The organism is Klebsiella sp. FDAARGOS_511 (assembly GCF_003812845.1).
Classification (GTDB): domain Bacteria; phylum Pseudomonadota; class Gammaproteobacteria; order Enterobacterales; family Enterobacteriaceae; genus Klebsiella; species Klebsiella grimontii.
In genome coordinates this window covers 2,286,385-2,303,526 of sequence record NZ_CP033824.1, presented here as the reverse complement: position 1 = coordinate 2,303,526, position 17,142 = coordinate 2,286,385, and the positions used below count along the sequence as shown (strand labels likewise).

Annotated in this window: 11 protein-coding genes and 1 pseudogene; 7 read left to right on the top strand and 5 right to left on the bottom strand. The window is 57.6% G+C overall.

Translation table 11 applies throughout. From position 1 onward, the window contains the following. Window positions 1-78: 78 nt before the first annotated feature. Window positions 79-1,590, bottom strand: coding sequence for a leucyl aminopeptidase (pepA, locus tag EGY08_RS12035; RefSeq protein WP_004128283.1), 1,512 nt, complete (start codon window positions 1,588-1,590; stop codon window positions 79-81). A gap of 393 nt (window positions 1,591-1,983) precedes the next feature. Between pepA and lptF the strand changes: the two genes are divergently transcribed. Next, window positions 1,984-3,081: an LPS export ABC transporter permease LptF gene (lptF, locus tag EGY08_RS12025; protein WP_004128284.1), complete on the top strand. Its 1,098-nt coding sequence runs from the start codon at window positions 1,984-1,986 to the stop codon at window positions 3,079-3,081. Continuing rightward, window positions 3,081-4,163: an LPS export ABC transporter permease LptG gene (gene lptG, locus EGY08_RS12020; RefSeq protein WP_004128285.1), complete on the top strand. Its 1,083-nt coding sequence runs from the start codon at window positions 3,081-3,083 to the stop codon at window positions 4,161-4,163. Before lptF ends, lptG begins: the two co-directional genes overlap by 1 nt. A 42-nt stretch (window positions 4,164-4,205) precedes the next feature. Here lptG and EGY08_RS12015 read toward each other — a convergent pair whose 3' ends face one another. After that, entirely contained in the window at window positions 4,206-5,708 is a 1,503-nt protein-coding gene (locus tag EGY08_RS12015) for a helicase HerA-like C-terminal domain-containing protein (RefSeq protein ID WP_123828533.1), read from the bottom strand. 86 nt (window positions 5,709-5,794) lie between these two features. Beyond that, entirely contained in the window at window positions 5,795-6,616 is an 822-nt protein-coding gene (locus EGY08_RS12010) for a TIM barrel protein (RefSeq protein ID WP_123828532.1), read from the bottom strand. A gap of 361 nt (window positions 6,617-6,977) precedes the next feature. Between EGY08_RS12010 and EGY08_RS12005 the strand changes: the two are divergent. Both EGY08_RS12005 and iolB read left to right on the top strand, forming a co-directional pair. Beyond that, a pseudogene (locus EGY08_RS12005) lies at window positions 6,978-8,482 on the top strand (CoA-acylating methylmalonate-semialdehyde dehydrogenase). A gap of 18 nt (window positions 8,483-8,500) precedes the next feature. Beyond that, on the top strand, window positions 8,501-9,310 hold the full coding sequence (iolB, locus tag EGY08_RS12000; protein ID WP_123828531.1) for a 5-deoxy-glucuronate isomerase: 810 nt from the start codon (window positions 8,501-8,503) through the stop codon (window positions 9,308-9,310). Between the two features lie 432 nt (window positions 9,311-9,742). Here iolB and EGY08_RS11995 read toward each other — a convergent pair whose 3' ends face one another. Further along, window positions 9,743-10,600 (bottom strand): MurR/RpiR family transcriptional regulator, encoded by an 858-nt coding sequence (locus EGY08_RS11995; protein WP_004098142.1) that lies wholly within the window; start codon window positions 10,598-10,600, stop codon window positions 9,743-9,745. Window positions 10,601-10,751: 151 nt separating this feature from the next. Further along, window positions 10,752-12,665 carry a bifunctional 5-dehydro-2-deoxygluconokinase/5-dehydro-2-deoxyphosphogluconate aldolase gene (locus EGY08_RS11990; protein WP_004128291.1) on the bottom strand — a complete coding sequence of 638 codons (1,914 nt, stop codon included), beginning with the start codon at window positions 12,663-12,665 and terminating at the stop codon, window positions 10,752-10,754. A gap of 525 nt (window positions 12,666-13,190) precedes the next feature. Here EGY08_RS11990 and iolD point away from each other — a divergent pair. The 3 genes from iolD to EGY08_RS11975 are packed head-to-tail and all read left to right on the top strand — an operon-like array spanning window position 13,191 to window position 17,118. Then, window positions 13,191-15,131: a 3D-(3,5/4)-trihydroxycyclohexane-1,2-dione acylhydrolase (decyclizing) gene (gene iolD / locus EGY08_RS11985; protein ID WP_009652310.1), complete on the top strand. Its 1,941-nt coding sequence runs from the start codon at window positions 13,191-13,193 to the stop codon at window positions 15,129-15,131. A gap of 47 nt (window positions 15,132-15,178) precedes the next feature. After that, a complete protein-coding gene (locus tag EGY08_RS11980) occupies window positions 15,179-16,192 on the top strand; it encodes a Gfo/Idh/MocA family protein (RefSeq protein ID WP_004098145.1) in 1,014 nt (337 codons plus the stop codon). A gap of 41 nt (window positions 16,193-16,233) precedes the next feature. Next, window positions 16,234-17,118 carry a sugar phosphate isomerase/epimerase family protein gene (locus EGY08_RS11975; RefSeq protein WP_049112879.1) on the top strand — a complete coding sequence of 295 codons (885 nt, stop codon included), beginning with the start codon at window positions 16,234-16,236 and terminating at the stop codon, window positions 17,116-17,118. Window positions 17,119-17,142: the final 24 nt, after the last annotated feature.

Genomic DNA, 17,142 nt, shown 5'->3' with positions numbered 1-17,142 from the left:
ACTTTAAATGCTTAAGCCGGGCGGACCCGGCCTACGGTGTACTGTCGTTAGTAGGCCGGGTCCACCCGGCACGTTGCATCACTCTTCGCCGGTAAACCCAGCGCGGTTGAGCAGGAACTGCGACAGCATCGCCACCGGACGACCGGTCGCGCCTTTGGCTTTACCGGAACGCCACGCGGTACCGGCGATATCCAGGTGCGCCCAGTTGTACTTACGGGTAAAGCGCGCCAGGAAGCAGCCCGCGGTAATCGCTCCGCCGGGACGGCCGCCGATGTTCGCCATATCGGCGAAGTTAGATTCCAGCTGTTCCTGGAACTCGTCGGCAAGCGGCAGACGCCATGCGCGATCGCCTGCCAGTTCGGAGGCGCCGATCAGCTCGTGGGCCAGCGGATTGTGGTTCGACATCAGGCCGGTGATGTGATGGCCCAGCGCTATCACGCAGGCGCCGGTCAGCGTCGCCACGTCGATTACCGTCTCCGGCTCGAAGCGCTCGACGTAGGTCAGCACATCGCACAGCACCAGGCGCCCTTCGGCATCGGTGTTCAGCACTTCAACCGTTTGCCCGGACATCGTGGTCAACACGTCGCCTGGGCGGTAGGCGCGACCACCCGGCATGTTTTCACATCCAGCAAGCACGCCGACAACGTTCAGTGGCAGCTGAAGTTCTGCCACCATGCGCATCACGCCGTACACTGCCGCCGCGCCGCACATATCGTATTTCATCTCGTCCATGCCTTCGGCAGGCTTGATGGAGATGCCGCCGGAGTCAAAGGTCAGGCCTTTACCGACCAGCACGATAGGACGCGCATCCTCCGCCGGGTTGCCTTTGTATTCGATAACCGACATCAGCGATTCGTTCTGCGAACCGTTGCCGACCGCCAGATAAGAGTTCATTCCCAGCTCTTTCATCTGCTGTTCGCCGATAACGCGGGTAATGACGTTCTTGCTGTAGGTATCGGCCAGCTGGCGCGCCTGAGAGGCCAGATAGGCGGCATTACAGATGTTTGGCGGCATATTGCCGAGATCTTTCGCCGCTTTGATGCCGGCAGCAATCGCCAGACCGTGCTGAATGGCGCGTTCGCCGCTGGTCAGCTCGCGACGGGTCGGGACGTTGAAAACCATTTTACGCAGCGGGCGGCGCGGCTCGCTTTTGTTGGTTTTCAACTGGTCAAAGCTGTACAGCGTTTCTTTAGCGGTCTCGACCGCCTGACGCACTTTCCAGTAGTTATTGCGGCCTTTGACGTGCAGCTCGGTCAGGAAGCAGACGGCCTCCATTGAACCGGTATCATTCAGCGTATTGATAGTTTTCTGAATGACCTGCTTGTACTGACGTTCATCCAGCTCGCGCTCTTTACCACAGCCAATAAGCAGAATGCGCTCCGACAGAATATTCGGCACATGGTGCAGCAATAAAGTCTGGCCAGGTTTGCCTTCCAGCTCGCCGCGACGCAGCAGGGCGCTGATATAACCGTCGCTAATTTTATCAAGCTGTTCGGCGATGGGGGAGAGGCGCCGTGGTTCAAAGACGCCGACCACGATACAGGCGCTCCGCTGCTTCTCCGGGCTACCGCTTTTTACACTGAACTCCATGCACTATGCTCCTGAATCTTAAAGACAACAGTGGTGGCTACAGATATACTCGTCGTCTTTCAAGTTGCAGATGCGTTGGCTGCGCCTGCTCACCCCTGTCACTTACCTGATGTAAGCTCCGGGGCTTCACAGTCTTGCCGCCTGCCTGCAACTCGAAATCCATAGAGTATAGAAATTGAAAGCTTTCGTAACTCATGTCCGCTGTTGTGGTGACTTCGTGTTAATCTTAACGTTATTACGGCCTTGGTTCGTCAGAAAAGATCCTGATACGCAGAACCAGCGAGTCATTTAATCTTAGCGATGTTTTCGACGACCAAAGAGAATAAATGACGTTTAAGCCATGAAACAAGCAATTTTCCTGCAATAAAACGGGTTTTTACGGGCGTATTTATAGTGATAATCATAAGATATCTGGTTCGTGAGACGCTGAAAAGCCAGTTGGCGATCCTATTCATCCTGCTGCTCATTTTCTTTTGTCAGAAACTGGTCAGGATCCTCGGCGCCGCTGTTGATGGCGATATCCCGACAAATCTGGTGCTCTCGCTGCTAGGGCTGGGCGTACCTGAAATGGCGCAGCTTATTCTGCCCCTGAGTTTATTCCTCGGGCTGCTGATGACGCTGGGTAAACTGTATACCGAAAGCGAAATCACGGTGATGCACGCCTGCGGCCTGAGCAAGGCAGTGCTGGTGAAAGCCGCCATGATCCTGGCGCTCTTTACGGGCATCGTCGCGGCGGTCAACGTGATGTGGGCCGGGCCCTGGTCTTCTCGTCACCAGGATGAAGTGCTGGCGGAAGCGAAAGCGAACCCCGGCATGGCGGCGCTGGCTCAGGGCCAGTTCCAGCAGGCCAGCGATGGCAGCGCGGTGCTGTTTATTGAGAACGTCAACGGCAACCGCTTCAGCGATGTTTTCCTTGCTCAGCTGCGGCCGCGAGGCAACGCACGCCCGTCGGTGGTTGTCGCGGATACCGGCGAGCTCTCGCTGCGTAAAGACGGCTCGCAGGTGGTGACCATGAATCAGGGCACCCGCTTTGAAGGCACCGCGATGCTGCGCGACTTCCGCATTACTGACTTCAAAAACTATCAGGCGATAGTCGGCCATCAGGCGGTGGCATCCGATCCGAACGATACCGAGCAGATGGATATGCGTACCCTGTGGCGTACCGATACCGATCGCGCCCGGGCGGAGCTGCACTGGCGCTTCACGCTGGTCGCTACGGTATTCATCATGGCGCTGATGGTGGTGCCGCTTAGCGTGGTAAACCCGCGCCAGGGCCGCGTGCTGTCGATGCTGCCGGCGATGCTGCTCTATCTGGTGTTCTTCCTGCTGCAAACGTCGATTAAATCGAGCGGCGGTAAAGGCAAAATGGATCCGATGATCTGGATGTGGGCGGTAAACCTGCTCTATTTCGCGTTGGCCGTGCTGTTGAACCTGTGGGATACGGTGCCGATGCGCCGCTTCCGTGCCCGTTTTAACAAAGGAGCGGCGTGATGCAGGCGTTTGGGGTACTTGACCGTTATATCGGTAAGACGATTTTCAATACCATCATGATGACCCTGTTCATGCTGGTTTCCCTCTCGGGCATTATCAAGTTTGTCGACCAGCTGAAAAAGGCCGGGCAGGGCAACTATGATGCGCTGGGGGCAGGAATCTACACGATTCTCAGCGTGCCGAAAGATATCCAAATCTTCTTCCCGATGGCGGCGCTGCTCGGCGCGCTGCTGGGGCTGGGGATGCTGGCGCAGCGCAGCGAACTGGTGGTGATGCAGGCTTCCGGCTTTACCCGTCTGCAGGTGGCGCTGTCGGTGATGAAAACCGCGATTCCGCTGGTGCTGCTGACCATGGCGATGGGCGAGTGGGTTGCCCCGCAGGGCGAGCAGATGGCGCGTAACTATCGTGCTCAGCAGATGTACGGCGGATCGCTGCTTTCAACGCAGCAGGGGCTATGGGCGAAAGACGGCCATAACTTTGTGTATATCGAGCGGGTAAAAGGCAGCGATGAGCTGGGCGGAGTGAGCATCTACGCCTTTAACGACCAGCGCCGCCTGCAGTCCGTTCGCTATGCCGCTTCGGCAAAGTTTGACACCGAGAATAAGCTCTGGCGGCTGTCGCAGGTGGATGAATCCAACCTGACTGACCCGAAACAGGTCACCGGAACGCAGACGGTCAGCGGGACCTGGAAGACCAACCTGACGCCGGACAAGCTCGGCGTGGTGGCGCTGGACCCCGACGCGCTGTCTATCAGCGGCCTGCACAACTATGTTACCTATCTGAAGTCCAGCGGTCAGGATCCGGGCCGCTATCAGCTCAATATGTGGAGCAAAATCTTCCAGCCGCTGTCGGTGGCGGTGATGATGCTGATGGCGCTGTCGTTTATCTTTGGCCCGCTACGTAGCGTGCCGATGGGCGTCAGAGTGGTGACCGGGATCAGCTTCGGCTTCATCTTCTACGTGCTGGACCAGATTTTCGGCCCGCTCACCCTGGTGTACGGCATCCCGCCGATTATCGGCGCGCTGTTGCCGAGCGCCAGCTTCTTCTTGCTGAGCCTCTGGCTGATGATGCGTAAATCCTGACGTCACGCGCCCCCTTCCTGAATTCAGAAAGGGGGCGTTTTTTTAGCGTTTCCGCCCGCCAAGCAAGCTTCCCAGCATTCCCCTGACTATCTGATTGGTGACCTGACGCACCGCGCTCCTGGCTGCCGTTTGTACGATACCGTCGCGTTTGCCGCCGCGCGGACCGGTGGTGCCGAACAGAATGTCTTTTAATCCGCCCAGCAGGCCGTCGTCATCGCCGTTTTGCTGGCCTTTTGCGGGCGGTGACTGCTGCTGCTCCGTTGTGCTCTGAACGCCCTGTTGCAGCATTTCAAAGGCCGATTCACGGTCGATCTCTTCTTCATATTTTCCGTACAGCGGCGAGTGGTTAAGTAGCCCGTTGCGTTCGTCATCGGTGACCGGCCCCATACGCGAGCAGGGGGCGATAACCATCGCGCGTTCCACTATCGAAGGGCTGCCTTTCTCATCAAGAAAGGAGATCAGCGCTTCGCCGGTGCCCAGCTCCTGAATCGCCTGTTCGGTACTGAACGCCGGATTCGCGCGCATGGTCTGCGCGGCAGTTTTTACCGCTTTTTGGTCTTTCGGCGTGAAGGCGCGCAGGGCGTGCTGCACGCGATTACCCAGTTGGCCGAGAACCGCATCGGGAATGTCCGACGGGTTTTGTGAAACAAAATAGACCCCGACGGCTTTAGAACGAATCAGACGAATGACCTGCTCGATTTTATCCAGCAGCACCTGCGGCGCATCGTTAAACAGCAGATGCGCTTCATCAAAGAAAAAGACCAGCTTTGGCTTCTCCAGGTCGCCGGCTTCCGGCAGCCGTTCGTAAAGCTCGGAGAGCATCCATAGCAGGCTGGCGGCGTACAGCTTCGGCATCTGGTAGAGCTTCTCGGCGCTCAGGATATTAATCACCCCTTTACCCTCAGCGTCGACGCGCATCCAGTCCTGAATATCGAGCATAGGTTCGCCAAAAAAGTGCTCCGCGCCCTGCTGCTCAAGGGTGAGTAACCCGCGCTGAATCGCCCCTACGGAGGCGCTGCTGATATTGCCGTACTGGTTCTGAAACGCTTTGGCGTTGTCGCCAATGTATTGGGTAATGGCGCGCAGGTCTTTAAAGTCGAGCAGCAGCAGCCCGCGATCGTCGGCGATACGGAAAATGATATTCAGCACCCCTGACTGAACCTCATTGAGGTTGAGCAGGCGAGCCAGCAGCAGGGGCCCGAGATCGGAAACCGTGGCGCGCACCGGGTGGCCTTTTTCGCCGAAAATATCCCATAGCACCACCGGATTGGCGTGCGGCTGCCAATCCGTTGCGCCAATTTTCTCCAGCCGCGCCTGCAGCTTTTCCGAACTTTGGCCCGACTCGGCGATACCGGTGAGGTCGCCTTTCACATCGGCCATAAATACCGGAACGCCGATCTCCGAGAACGACTCCGCCAGCTTTTGCAGGGTGACGGTTTTACCGGTCCCCGTGGCGCCGGTAATTAAGCCGTGGCGGTTGGCCATAGCGGGCAGTAAATGCAGCTGTTTATCCAGCGTGCGGGCAATTAGCAGAGGTGCGCTCATGATCGATTTCTCCATTTATCCTGCTGCGAGTATAGGCAACTTGATGACAAAAGCAGGGAAATCACGCGCGCCTTCGCTTATTCGCTTCAGGCGCAGTGGCGCTGAATTAACGCGATGCTCTGCTCAATTTCGCGGCGGATATCGTCTTCGCTCCAGTTTGCCAGCTCCGGCGCGAAGGGCTCGAACGCATACACGCCCTGATAGCCGCGCGCCTCCAGGTTTTTGGCCTGCTCGCAGCTGTGCAGCTGGTCTTTTGCGCTCAGCATGATGCGCTCATTGTCGGTAAGGGCTTCGCGTGGGCGGGTATCCTCTACGCCGGAAAGATGGACCAGACCGATTTCGCCGATATCCACCTGGTTAAACTCCTGCTCCGCCTGCGGATAAAGATGATGATGGAAGGTATCGATCAGCAGCTTAAACGGCACCCGCGCGTCGTGGATCAGCGTTTGCGCCTGCGCCGAGGAGCGCAGCGAGCTCTGCGGGAAACCGAGCGGTTCCACCAGTCCCTGAATGCCGTAGAAGGCGAATAACGGCGCCAGGTCACGCAGGGCGTTAAGGGTTTCGCTCGCCGGAACCTCGGTACCATCGTTCAGCGGGCACAGCACCAGCGATTTGGCGCCAACGGCTTTGGCTTCTTTTAACAATGACTCCGTCAGGCTACGAACCTCTGCGGTGCGGCAGTTGAAAGGGTAGACCGCGTTGATCGTGAGGATCTCAATATGGTAGCGGTCAGCCAGCTCGCGAACCTGCTGGTGGCTCAGGTCGTCGGTTACTTTTCCGCTGGGGAGGTCGTTACGTAGCTCGACTTTGTTCAGCCCGAGGCTGTTCACCAGCCGGAAAAAGGCCTCAATGCTGAATGACGGGGCGATCTTGCGGTTGATGCAGAAACGTTGCGATGCAATAGCCATTTTGACTCTCCAGAAACGTAGGGATCGAATTCGTTCGAATGCCTCATAGTCAAAACATTTATTCCAAAATTAGCAATGTATGAAATGGCGATTTTTTGAGCCGACTCGCAAAATATTTTTCTGTTGTGCTTTCATTGCTGCCGGTTCCAGAAGGCGCTACGTCTAATCTCTTTTTGTCGGGCTTTAGCGCGCAAGGCGGCGTTTCCTTACAATAAATTGCGACCATCGTCACCAAAATTGAATTTCATTAGCTATCAATATTGAAATATTAATTTCATTTTACTACGGTTATAGCACAGCAGATCCAGCAATGGGCCGTACTGCGTTGGCCCCCGATACCCCATACAGATGAGGCGAGAGCATGACTATCACAGGAAACTTTATTGGCGGGAAAACCGTTACCAGCGGCAGCAACAACACAATGCCGGTATTCGACCCCGCGACGGGCAAAGTGGTCCGCGAAGTCACGTTATCGACCGCGCAGGAAGTCTCTGACGCCATTCAGGTGGCGCGTGATGCTTTTGAGAGCTGGTCGCGCACCACGCCGCTGCGCCGCGCGCGCGTGATGTTCAATTTTAAAATGTTACTGGAACAGCACGCTGAAGAGCTGGCGGGGATTATCGTCAGCGAGCACGGTAAAGTGTTTTCCGACGCGATGGGGAGCTGACGCGCGGCATGGAAGTCGTCGAGTTTGCCTGCGGCATTCCGCATCTGATCAAAGGGGAGTTCTCATCGGATGTCGGTACCGGCGTTGACAGCTATTCTCTGATGCAGCCGCTGGGCGTGGTGGCGGGCATTACACCGTTCAACTTCCCGGCGATGGTACCGATGTGGATGTTCCCGCTAGCGCTGGCCTGCGGCAACAGCTTTGTCCTGAAGCCACCAGCGCTGGCGCCGACCGCCGCGGTGCGTCTGGCGGAATTGCTGAAAGAAGCGGGGCTGCCGGATGGCGTCTTTAACGTGGTGCACTGCAGCAATGAAGACGCTGAGCAGCTCTACCGGGACCCGCGTATCGCGGCGGTAAGCTTTGTGGGTTCGTCCGGCGTGGCGGAGCATATTTATAAAACCGCCAGCGCTTATGGCAAGCGAGTACAGGCGTTTGGCGCGGCGAAAAACCACGCGATTGTGATGCCGGATGCCGATCTGGATGCCACCGTGAACGCCATTATGGGCGGCGCGTTCGGCTCGGCGGGCGAGCGCTGCATGGCGCTGCCGGTAGTGGTCGCCGTCGGCGATGAAACGGCGGATAAACTGATTGCGCGCCTGAAGCCACTGGTGGAATCCCTGAAGGTTGGGCCGGGCTGTATGCGCGGAAAAGAAGAGAACGAAATGGGGCCGGTCGTTTCCGATACCCATCAGAAAAAAGTGCTGGGATATATTGATAAAGGGATCTGCGAGGGGGCGACGCTGGTGGTTGACGGCCGTAAGCCGCAGGTTCCCGGGTTTGAAGAGGGGTACTACGTCGGCGGAACGCTGTTCGACAACGTTACGCCGGAGATGACTATCTGGCGCGAAGAGATTTTTGGCCCGGTGCTGGGTATTGTCCGCGTGGCGGATTACCACAGCGCGCTGGAGCTGGTGAACAGCCATGAGTTCGGCAACGGTAGCGCCGTCTTTACCAGCAACGGCCACACCGCGCGTGAATTTGTACATGATGTCCAGGCCGGAATGGTTGGGGTCAACGTACCGGTACCCGTTCCCATGGCCTTCCATAGCTTTGGCGGCTGGAAACGCTCCGTATTCGGCGCCCTGAACGTGCATGGCCCGGATGGTGTGCGCTTCTATACGCGTATGAAAACCGCCACCGTCCGCTGGCCGCAGGGTCAGCAAACCGTATCTGAATTCAGTATGCCGACGTTAGGCTAATCGGCGAAGGAGAGCGCCATGTCTTTACTGGCTAAAGCAAAAAAAGAAGGGCAGATTCAGCACATCACCCCGCAGAGCGCGGGGTGGAAGTACATTGGTTTTGACGTCTGGATGTTAAAGAAAGGGCAAACCGTCACCCTGGAAAGCGGCGATCGCGAACTGTGCCTGGTGCTGGTCGCCGGGCTGGCTTCGGTAAAAACCACTCGGGCGGATTTCCCCAACCTTGGCCAGCGTATGTCGCCATTTGAGCGTACGCCGCCCTGGTCAGTCTACGTGCCGCCGCAGGATAAAGTCGAAGTGACGGCGGATTCAGACCTCGAGCTGGCCATATGCAGCGCGCCGGGTAAAGGAACCTTCCCTGCACGGGTCATCTCCCCGCAGGACGTTGGCGTAGAGCATCGCGGTAAGGGGCGCAACCAGCGCCTGGTGCACAATATTCTTCCGGACAACGTGCAGGCGGACTGCCTGCTGGTGGTGGAGGTTTACACCGAGGAAGGGGCGACCAGCTCATGGCCGTCGCATAAGCACGATACGGCGCTGCCGGGCCAGGAAACCCAGCTGGAAGAGACCTACTATCACCGTTTCGATCCGCCGCAGGGTTTTGCCTTCCAGCGCGTCTACACAGATGACCGCAGCCTCGATGCCTGCATGGCTCCCTACAACCACGATGTGGTCATGGTGCCGCGCGGCTACCATCCGGTGGCGGCGATTGCCGGATATGATAGTTACTATCTGAACGTGATGGCCGGCCCGGATCGCAAATGGATGTTTACCTGGGAAGAGGATCACGCGTGGATCAATAGCCCTGATTATCCTCGCCACGATTAACGTCGGTTGAGGATAAAAAGGCCGGTTAGCGTTGCTAGCCGGCCTTTTTGATCCTGTAACCCGAATAAGATCGTCGTCGCAATCCTACCACATCCCCGGCTCGCGCTGCGCTGAGCCGGGCTACGGGTTTACCGTCGTCTGCGGACAAGTAGCCCGGATAAGACGTTTACGTCGCAATCCGGGAATAATGAAAAGCTTAAGCCAGCTGCACCCCCGGCTCGCGCTGCGCTGAGCCGGGCTACGGGTTTACCGTCGTCTGCGGACAAGTAGCCCGGATAAGACGTTTACGTCGCAATCCGGGAATAATGAAAAGCTTAAGCCAACTGCACCCCCGGCTCGCGCTGCGCTCAGCCGGGCTACGGGTTTACCGTCGTCTGCGGACAAGTAGCCCGGATAAGACGTTTACGTCGCCATCCGGGAGGCATGAAAAACTTAAGCCAGCTGCTTCGTCTCTGCATCCTTGCTGCTGTTCAGCGCCAGCGAGACCGCCAGAGTCTGGGCCAGGCACAGCGAGGCCACCTGTGAACGGAAACCATCAACCTGCGCCTCGCGCACCACGAAGCAGACGTCGCTGAAGGCCGCGAGCGGGCTGACCTGGCTGTCGGTAATCGCTATCTGCCGTGCTTTACGCTGCGCGCCGAGCTCCACCAGTTCAACCACTTCCCGCGCATACGGAGAGAAGCTCACCGCCACCACGACATCTTTCGGCCCGACCAGGCTGAGCTGCTCGGTAAACATGCCGCCCAGACCGTCAATCAGGAACGCTTTACGGTCCAGATGGCGCAGGGCGTAGGTCAGATAGGAGGCGACGCTAAAGGAACGGCGCAGGCCAATAACGTAGATATTCTCCGCTTCCGCCAGCAGCGCGACCGCGCGCTGCAGATCGTCGCCAGAGGTCTGCATCGCCAGCTGCTGCAGCGCCTGGGTATTGACCATGGTGAACATATTCAGGATTTCGGTCGGCGTTTCCGGCGGGGTTGCGTCATCCGTCGTGGTCTGGCGGAACAGACGCGCGCGCTCGGTATAGTTAGCCGTCTCTTCCATCAGGTGCTGCTTGAACATCTGCTTCATTTCGTTGAAGCCGCTAAAACCAAAGGCGTTAGCGAAGCGGATCAGCGTGGAAGGGGGGACGTCAGCTTGTTGCGCGATAGAGGCCACGGTGTCGAAAGCCACGCTATTGCTGTTATCGAGAATATAGCGGGCTACCTGTTTCAGGCGTTTGCTTAACGTGTCGTAGCGACGCCTGATTTCATCCTGCAAGATGGTAAGTTGGGTCGGATTATTGGCCATAGATTGCGCTCTGAGAAAATGAAAGGAATATAATTTCCAGTGTATCAAATGAAGCGAATTTTTCATTTACTACGATGAAATACGCGATTCATTTCACGAAGATCCAGAAAAAAGCCCGCATCTTCTGAAGAGGATGCGGGCCTGGGCTGAATCAGCCGCGGGCTTCTCGCCAGTAGCCGATGAGCGTGAGGTAGTTGCGTTTCACTTCGTTAATCAGCGCCTCGTCGCTGAGCTCTCCCTGCATCCAGCGCCGTGAAGGTTGGCCAAAAATGGTGCGCCCGACGGCAAAACCTTTGATCATCGGATGCTTCGCCGCTTCAGCAAAACCGGCGCGCAGTCGGTCCGAAGGTGCGTCGAGGCCGAGGATTAAGATCCCGCGGCACCAGCTATCTTCGCGCGCGATCAGTTTGCCGATCCTTTCCCATTCCGCGCTCGACAGCGGCGGCAGCTTCCACCAGTCCGGCTGGATGCCCAGCTGATAGAAATGCTCCAGCATATCGTGGTAGTGGCGTTCATCTTTATCCGGGCCGTTTTCCGGCAGGATGATTTCCAGCAGCAGTTCATGCCCGGACTTGTTGCACGCCTGCCAGACCTCCAGCAGCAGCGCATCCTGTTCGGCGCGCAGCTCGGCGGGATCGGCCGGATGATAGAAGACCAGGCATTTCACCACGTGTTCCAGCGGCCAGTCGATCAGTTGGGAACCGATGTTGCCATGTTCCAGGCGCAGCGGGCGTGAGCTCGGCATTTCAATCGGCCGACCAATCCACCAACCCTTGCCGGTGATGGCATTGAGCGAACGCTGGCCGTAGGTGCCATCGGCGAGGATGCCGCTGCGACCGTCAAGACCGGCTTCATCTGCAGCGGCTTCCGCGGCAGCCAGCAGCAGCAGCTTCAGCTGCGGAATACAGGATTCATCACGCCCGGTTTCCAGCGCCAGGTCTGCCAGCTGCTTACGGTGGTCAAAGGCGAAAATGCACAGCTCCGGCCACGCCTGGCGGCGGCTGGTGACGCGATGGAGATGGTTGAGGCGAGCGTCGATATCCGGACGCGGCACCGATTCTGCCCGCGACAGATAGTCGTCAAGCTCGGCTTTGGTCGGCATCGCGGGCGCGCAGCCGTGGCGTGAAACCACCAGCGCGCCGCAGGCGTTAGCGTAGCGACAGGCCTGCTCCCAGCCTTCATCGTTAAGCCAGCCGCGCAACAGGCCGGACATAAAGGCATCGCCCGCGCCCAGGACGTTAAGCACGTCTACACGTACGCCCTGCTGCAGCGGCACGCTATCCCAGCTGTCGGGAATGGCGCCTTCCAGCACCACGCAGCCCATCGGACCGCGCTTGCAAACCAGCGTCGCTTTTGTGGCGTTACGCACGTTTTTCAGCGCGGTCAGGGTATCGGTGCTGCCGCCGGCAATATGAAACTCCTCTTCAGTCCCCACCACCAAATCGAACAGATGCAGGACCTCCTGCAGCTGGCTGGTTACCTGGCCGGATTCAATGAAACGCGTTTCACCGTCGCCTAAAGACGTTAACCCCCAAAGCACCGGACGATAGTCGATATCCAGCGCGGTACGCAGGCCGTGGCGGCGGGCGTACTCCAGCGCCTTCAGCACCGCTTCGCGCGTGTTGGCGTGCGAAAGGTGGGTGCCGGTTACCGCCAGTGCCCGGGAAGAGGCGATGTACTCTTCCTTAATATCTTCTGGCGAAAGGGCCATATCGGCGCAGTTATCGCGGTAAAAAATCAGCGGAAACGTCTCCTGATCTTTAATCCCCAGCATCACTAACGCTGTCAGGCGCTGCTTATCGGTGATCAGATATTCGGTATCGACGCCGGCGCGGCTCAGAGTTTCGCGTAGAAAACGGCCATTATGCTCATCGCCCACGCGAGCGAGCATTGCCGATTTTAATCCCTGAATGGCGGTGCCGAAGGCGACGTTGCCGGAAGATCCACCCAGGTATTTAGAAAAACTGGCGACATCTTCCAGCCTCGCGCCAATCTGCTGGGCATAGAGATCGACTGCCACCCGGCCAATACAGATGACGTCGAGTCGCTTTACTGCTGCATTCATAGCTAGGGTTTCCTTTTGCATTTCTGCTGTACGGAAGAGTCGGAATGCCGACAGCGTCTCCGAAAACAGCCTGAGGGTTATTGGTTACCCTTAGTTTGAGAAATAAATATTTCATTTGCAAACTAGATCGAAATTAAAAAACCAAAAATGTGAGGGATATACCACTATGCCGCGCTGAGCCTCATTCTGCCTCGGATCCTGGGCTGCGGCTGAAAGTTGAACTGGAGCCCGTTTGGATGTGGTCTTTACCTATGATTTTTAAGGGGATATTAAGAGGTGGGCCGCGTAATTTGCGCGTTATCCCGTATACAGGATGCGAATGAAACGGGTGAAATGCATAGAGAGTTTGATCCCTCTCGCAAAATGAAATATTTCTTCTGTATTTCTATTTAATGAAAAAAATGTTTGCCTATAATCCAGAAGTATTCCAGTGGCGTTAACGGTTTCCCTGACTCATCGCTTGTATCGCTGCGCAGGGCAAAACGCTAACCCACACGCAAATACTGACAATAAGGATTGGGCAACATGGGCAAACTGAGACTGACAATGGCGCAGGCGCTGGTGAAGTTCCTGGATAACCAGTACCTGGAAGTCGATGGCGAAGAGCATAAGTTCGTCAAAGGCATCTTTGCTATCTTTGGCCACGGCAACGTGCTGGGAATGGGCCAGGCCCTTGAACAAGATAGCGGTGAAATGCGGGTCTATCAGGGGCGTAACGAGCAAGGGATGGCGCATGTCGCCACCGGTTTTGCCAGACAGTCTTTGCGTCGTCAGATTATTGCCTGTACTTCCTCCATTGGCCCCGGCGCAGCGAATATGATTACCGCCGCCGCGACCGCGACCGCCAACCGCATCCCGCTGCTGCTGCTGCCGGGCGATGTGTTTGCGACCCGCCAGCCTGATCCGGTGCTGCAGCAAATCGAACAGAGCCACGATCTCAGCATTACCACTAACGACGCGTTTCGCGCGGTGAGTAAATATTGGGATCGCATCACCCGTCCGGAACAGCTGATGAGCGCCTGCATCAACGCCATGCGCGTGTTGACTGACCCGGCGGAAACCGGTGCGGTCACGCTCTGTCTGCCGCAGGATGTCCAGGGTGAAGCCTGGGATTATCCGGAATCCTTCTTTACCCGCCGGGTACACCGCCTTGATCGCCGTCCGGCCAGCGCCGCGCAGCTGGCGGATGCCGTGGCGGCGATTAAAGCCAGCCGTAAGCCGCTGATCGTTTGCGGCGGCGGGGTGAAATACTCCGGCGCAGGCGAGGCGTTGACCCGTTTTGCCGAGCGCTACGGCGTGCCGTTTGCCGAAACCCAGGCGGGTAAAGGCAGCGTTGTCTCTTCGCATCCTTATAACGTAGGCGGCGTCGGCGAAACCGGCTGCCTGGCGGCGAACCTGCTGGCGAAAGAGGCGGACTTAGTCATCGGTCTTGGCACGCGTTTCAGCGATTTCACCACCTCATCAAAATGGATTTTCCAGCACCCGGGCGTGCGCTTCCTCAATATCAACGTCAGCAACTTCGACGCCTGGAAGCTGGATGGCATCCCGATGCTGGCGGATGCTCGCGAAGCCCTCACCGCTCTGGACGGCGCCCTGTCCGGCGAATCCTGGCAGGCTGGCTGGGGAGAGCAGATTGAAAGCGTACAGAGCCGCCAGCTGAAAGAGACCCAGCGCGTTTACCAGGCGGTGTGGCAGGAAACCGCTTTCGTCCCGGAAATAGACGACCACCTGGATCGGGAATCGGTGTATCGCGAATTTCGCCAGATAACCGACTCCACCCTGACGCAAAGCAGCGTTCTCGGCGTACTCAACGAAACGCTGCCGGCGGATGCGGTAATTGTGGCGGCGGCGGGTAGCCTGCCGGGAGACCTGCAGCGCGTCTGGCGCAACCGGGCCACCAACACCTATCACGTGGAATACGGCTACTCCTGCATGGGGTATGAAGTCAGCGCCGCGCTGGGCGTGAAGTTAGCCCAACCGCAAAGCGAGGTCTATTCGCTGGTCGGCGACGGCTCGTTCATGATGCTGCACTCCGAGCTGGTCACCTCCCTGCAGGAGCGCGCGAAGATCAACATCGTGCTGCTCGACAACATGGCCAACGGTTGCATTAACAACCTGCAGATGGAGCACGGTATGGACAGCTTCGGCACCGAGTTCCGCTTCCGCTGCGCCGAATCGGGCCAGCTGCAGGGCGGCCTGGTGCCGGTAGATTTCGCCACCGTCGCTGCCGGCTACGGCTGCAAAACCTGGCGCGTCACGACGCTAGAAGAACTGCGCCACGCGCTGGACGCCGCGCGCCGCGAAACCGTCAGTACCCTAATAGACATTAAAGTGCTGCCGAAAACCATGGTGCACAAATACGGCAGCTGGTGGAACGTCGGCGTCGCGCAGTCTGCGCTCTCCGAGCGGATCCGCAAGGTGGCGCAAATGATCAATGAAAAACGCGCTCAGGCGCGGGATTACTAAACAGAACATAAACCCTGAACCCTACAAATCTCGGGAGAAAACCAACTATGTCACTCAAATTAGGTGTCATCGGTGCCGGCGCTATCGGTAAAGAGCATATCCGTCGTTGCACTCAGGTACTGCAGGGAGCCACGGTCGTTGCGGTTTCGGACATCAACGAAGAGAACGCCCGCGCCGCGGTAGCGCTGCCGGGCGTGCATGCCGAAGTTTATGCCGACGGTCATGACGTGATTAAAGCCAGCGATGTCGATGCCATTCTGGTCACCTCATGGGACCCCACCCACGAAGAGTACACCCTGGCCGCTATCGCCGCCGGGAAGCCGGTGTTCTGCGAGAAGCCGCTGGCGATGAGCGCGGAAGGCTGCCGCCGCATCGTTGATGCGGAAATGAAAGCTGGTCGCCGCCTGGTGCAGGTTGGATTTATGCGCCCTTACGACGAAGGCTATCTGGCGCTGAAAAAAGTGATCGATGACGGCGACATCGGCGCGCCGCTGATGCTGCGCTGCGCGCACCGCAACCAGTCGGTGGGCGAGGATTACATCACCAACATGGCGATCACTAACACCCTGATTCACGAACTGGATGTGCTGCGCTGGCTGCTGAATGACGACTATGTTTCCGTGCAGGTGCGCTTCCCGCGCTCCACGTCCCACACCCACGCGCGCCTGAAAGACCCGCAGATCGTGTCGTTTGAAACCAAAAAAGGCACACTGATCGACGTGGAAGTCTTCGTGAACTGCCAGTACGGCTACGACATCCAGTGTGAAGTGGTAGGGGAAACCGGGATTGCCCGCCTGCCTGAGCCGTCGGCCGTGCAGATGCGCAAAGCCGCTAATCTGTCGACCGCTATCCTGACCGACTGGAAGGATCGCTTTATCAAAGCGTATGACGTTGAGCTGCAGGCCTTTATCAATGATGTTCAGGCCGGCCAGCTGCACGGCCCATCGGCGTGGGATGGCTATGCGGCGTCCGTTGCTGCCGACGCCTGTATCAAAGCCCAGGAAACCAGCGAGCCGGTTGAGGTGACGCTGCCGGAATGCCCGGCATTCTACAAACGCTAATCCCGCTTTGCTGACGGAACTTCTTTGCACAGGTAACGACGATGAAAATTGCTTTTGACGTTGATGTCATTAAAGACCTCGGGGTAACCCGAATGGTCCATCAGGTGGCGGAGTGGGGCTACAAGTACATTGAGCAATCGCCGCACCCGCAGATCAACCCGTTCTACAAGCACCCGCGGGCCAGCCGGGAAATTATGGCTGAGTACAAGCAGGCGCTGCGCGATACCGGCGTGGAGCTCTCTTCGTTTATCTGCGTCTACCGCTGGTCCGGTCCGGATGAGCTGCGCCGTCAGGCGGCAGTGAAAAACTGGAAACGGCTGATCGAAATCGCGGTTGAAATGGGTGTTCAGGTGATCAACACCGAGTTCTCCGGCGATCCTAACCAGCCGGAGATTTGCGATGAGATGTTCTATCGCTCCATGGAAGAGCTGCTGCCGATTTTTGAGCGGGAAGGCATCCGCGTTGAAATTCAGGCACATCCGTGGGACTTCTGCGAAGAGAACAACGAAACCGTCGATATTGTGAAGTCGTTTCGCAGCGATAACGTTAAGTACGTTTACAGCGTCCCGCACACCTTCTTCTATGACAAAGGCGTGGGTGATGTTGAGAAGATGCTGCGCTACGCGGGAAGCGATCTCTCCCATGTGCTGATCGCGGATACCCGCAACCATACAAAACATTGCCGCTATATCGTTAACCCGCCGGGCGTAGATGCCGTCGTTCACCAGCACGTGGGCGTCGGGGAAGGGGATGTTGATTTCGACGCGCTGTTCCGCACTCTGCGCGATATGAAATTTGCCGAGCAGACCTTCAAGGTCGGCGGTGAGCCTATTGTGGCCACCTCGCTGTTCGGTTACCCGGAAAAAATAAAATACCAGGCAGTGGAAACCCGTGAACTCATCGAACGTGAATTGCTGCGCCGGTAAGGCGCAGCGGCAGGAGCCCCTACT

Coding starts and splice junctions, on each gene's coding strand:
- pepA (WP_004128283.1), bottom strand. CDS start 1,590: ATGGAGTTCAGTGTAAAAAGCGGTAGCCCGGAGAAGCAGCGGAGCGCC.
- lptG (WP_004128285.1), top strand. CDS start 3,081: ATGCAGGCGTTTGGGGTACTTGACCGTTATATCGGTAAGACGATTTTC.
- EGY08_RS12015 (WP_123828533.1), bottom strand. CDS start 5,708: ATGAGCGCACCTCTGCTAATTGCCCGCACGCTGGATAAACAGCTGCAT.
- EGY08_RS12010 (WP_123828532.1), bottom strand. CDS start 6,616: ATGGCTATTGCATCGCAACGTTTCTGCATCAACCGCAAGATCGCCCCG.
- iolB (WP_123828531.1), top strand. CDS start 8,501: ATGTCTTTACTGGCTAAAGCAAAAAAAGAAGGGCAGATTCAGCACATC.
- EGY08_RS11995 (WP_004098142.1), bottom strand. CDS start 10,600: ATGGCCAATAATCCGACCCAACTTACCATCTTGCAGGATGAAATCAGG.
- EGY08_RS11990 (WP_004128291.1), bottom strand. CDS start 12,665: ATGAATGCAGCAGTAAAGCGACTCGACGTCATCTGTATTGGCCGGGTG.
- iolD (WP_009652310.1), top strand. CDS start 13,191: ATGGGCAAACTGAGACTGACAATGGCGCAGGCGCTGGTGAAGTTCCTG.
- EGY08_RS11980 (WP_004098145.1), top strand. CDS start 15,179: ATGTCACTCAAATTAGGTGTCATCGGTGCCGGCGCTATCGGTAAAGAG.
- EGY08_RS11975 (WP_049112879.1), top strand. CDS start 16,234: ATGAAAATTGCTTTTGACGTTGATGTCATTAAAGACCTCGGGGTAACC.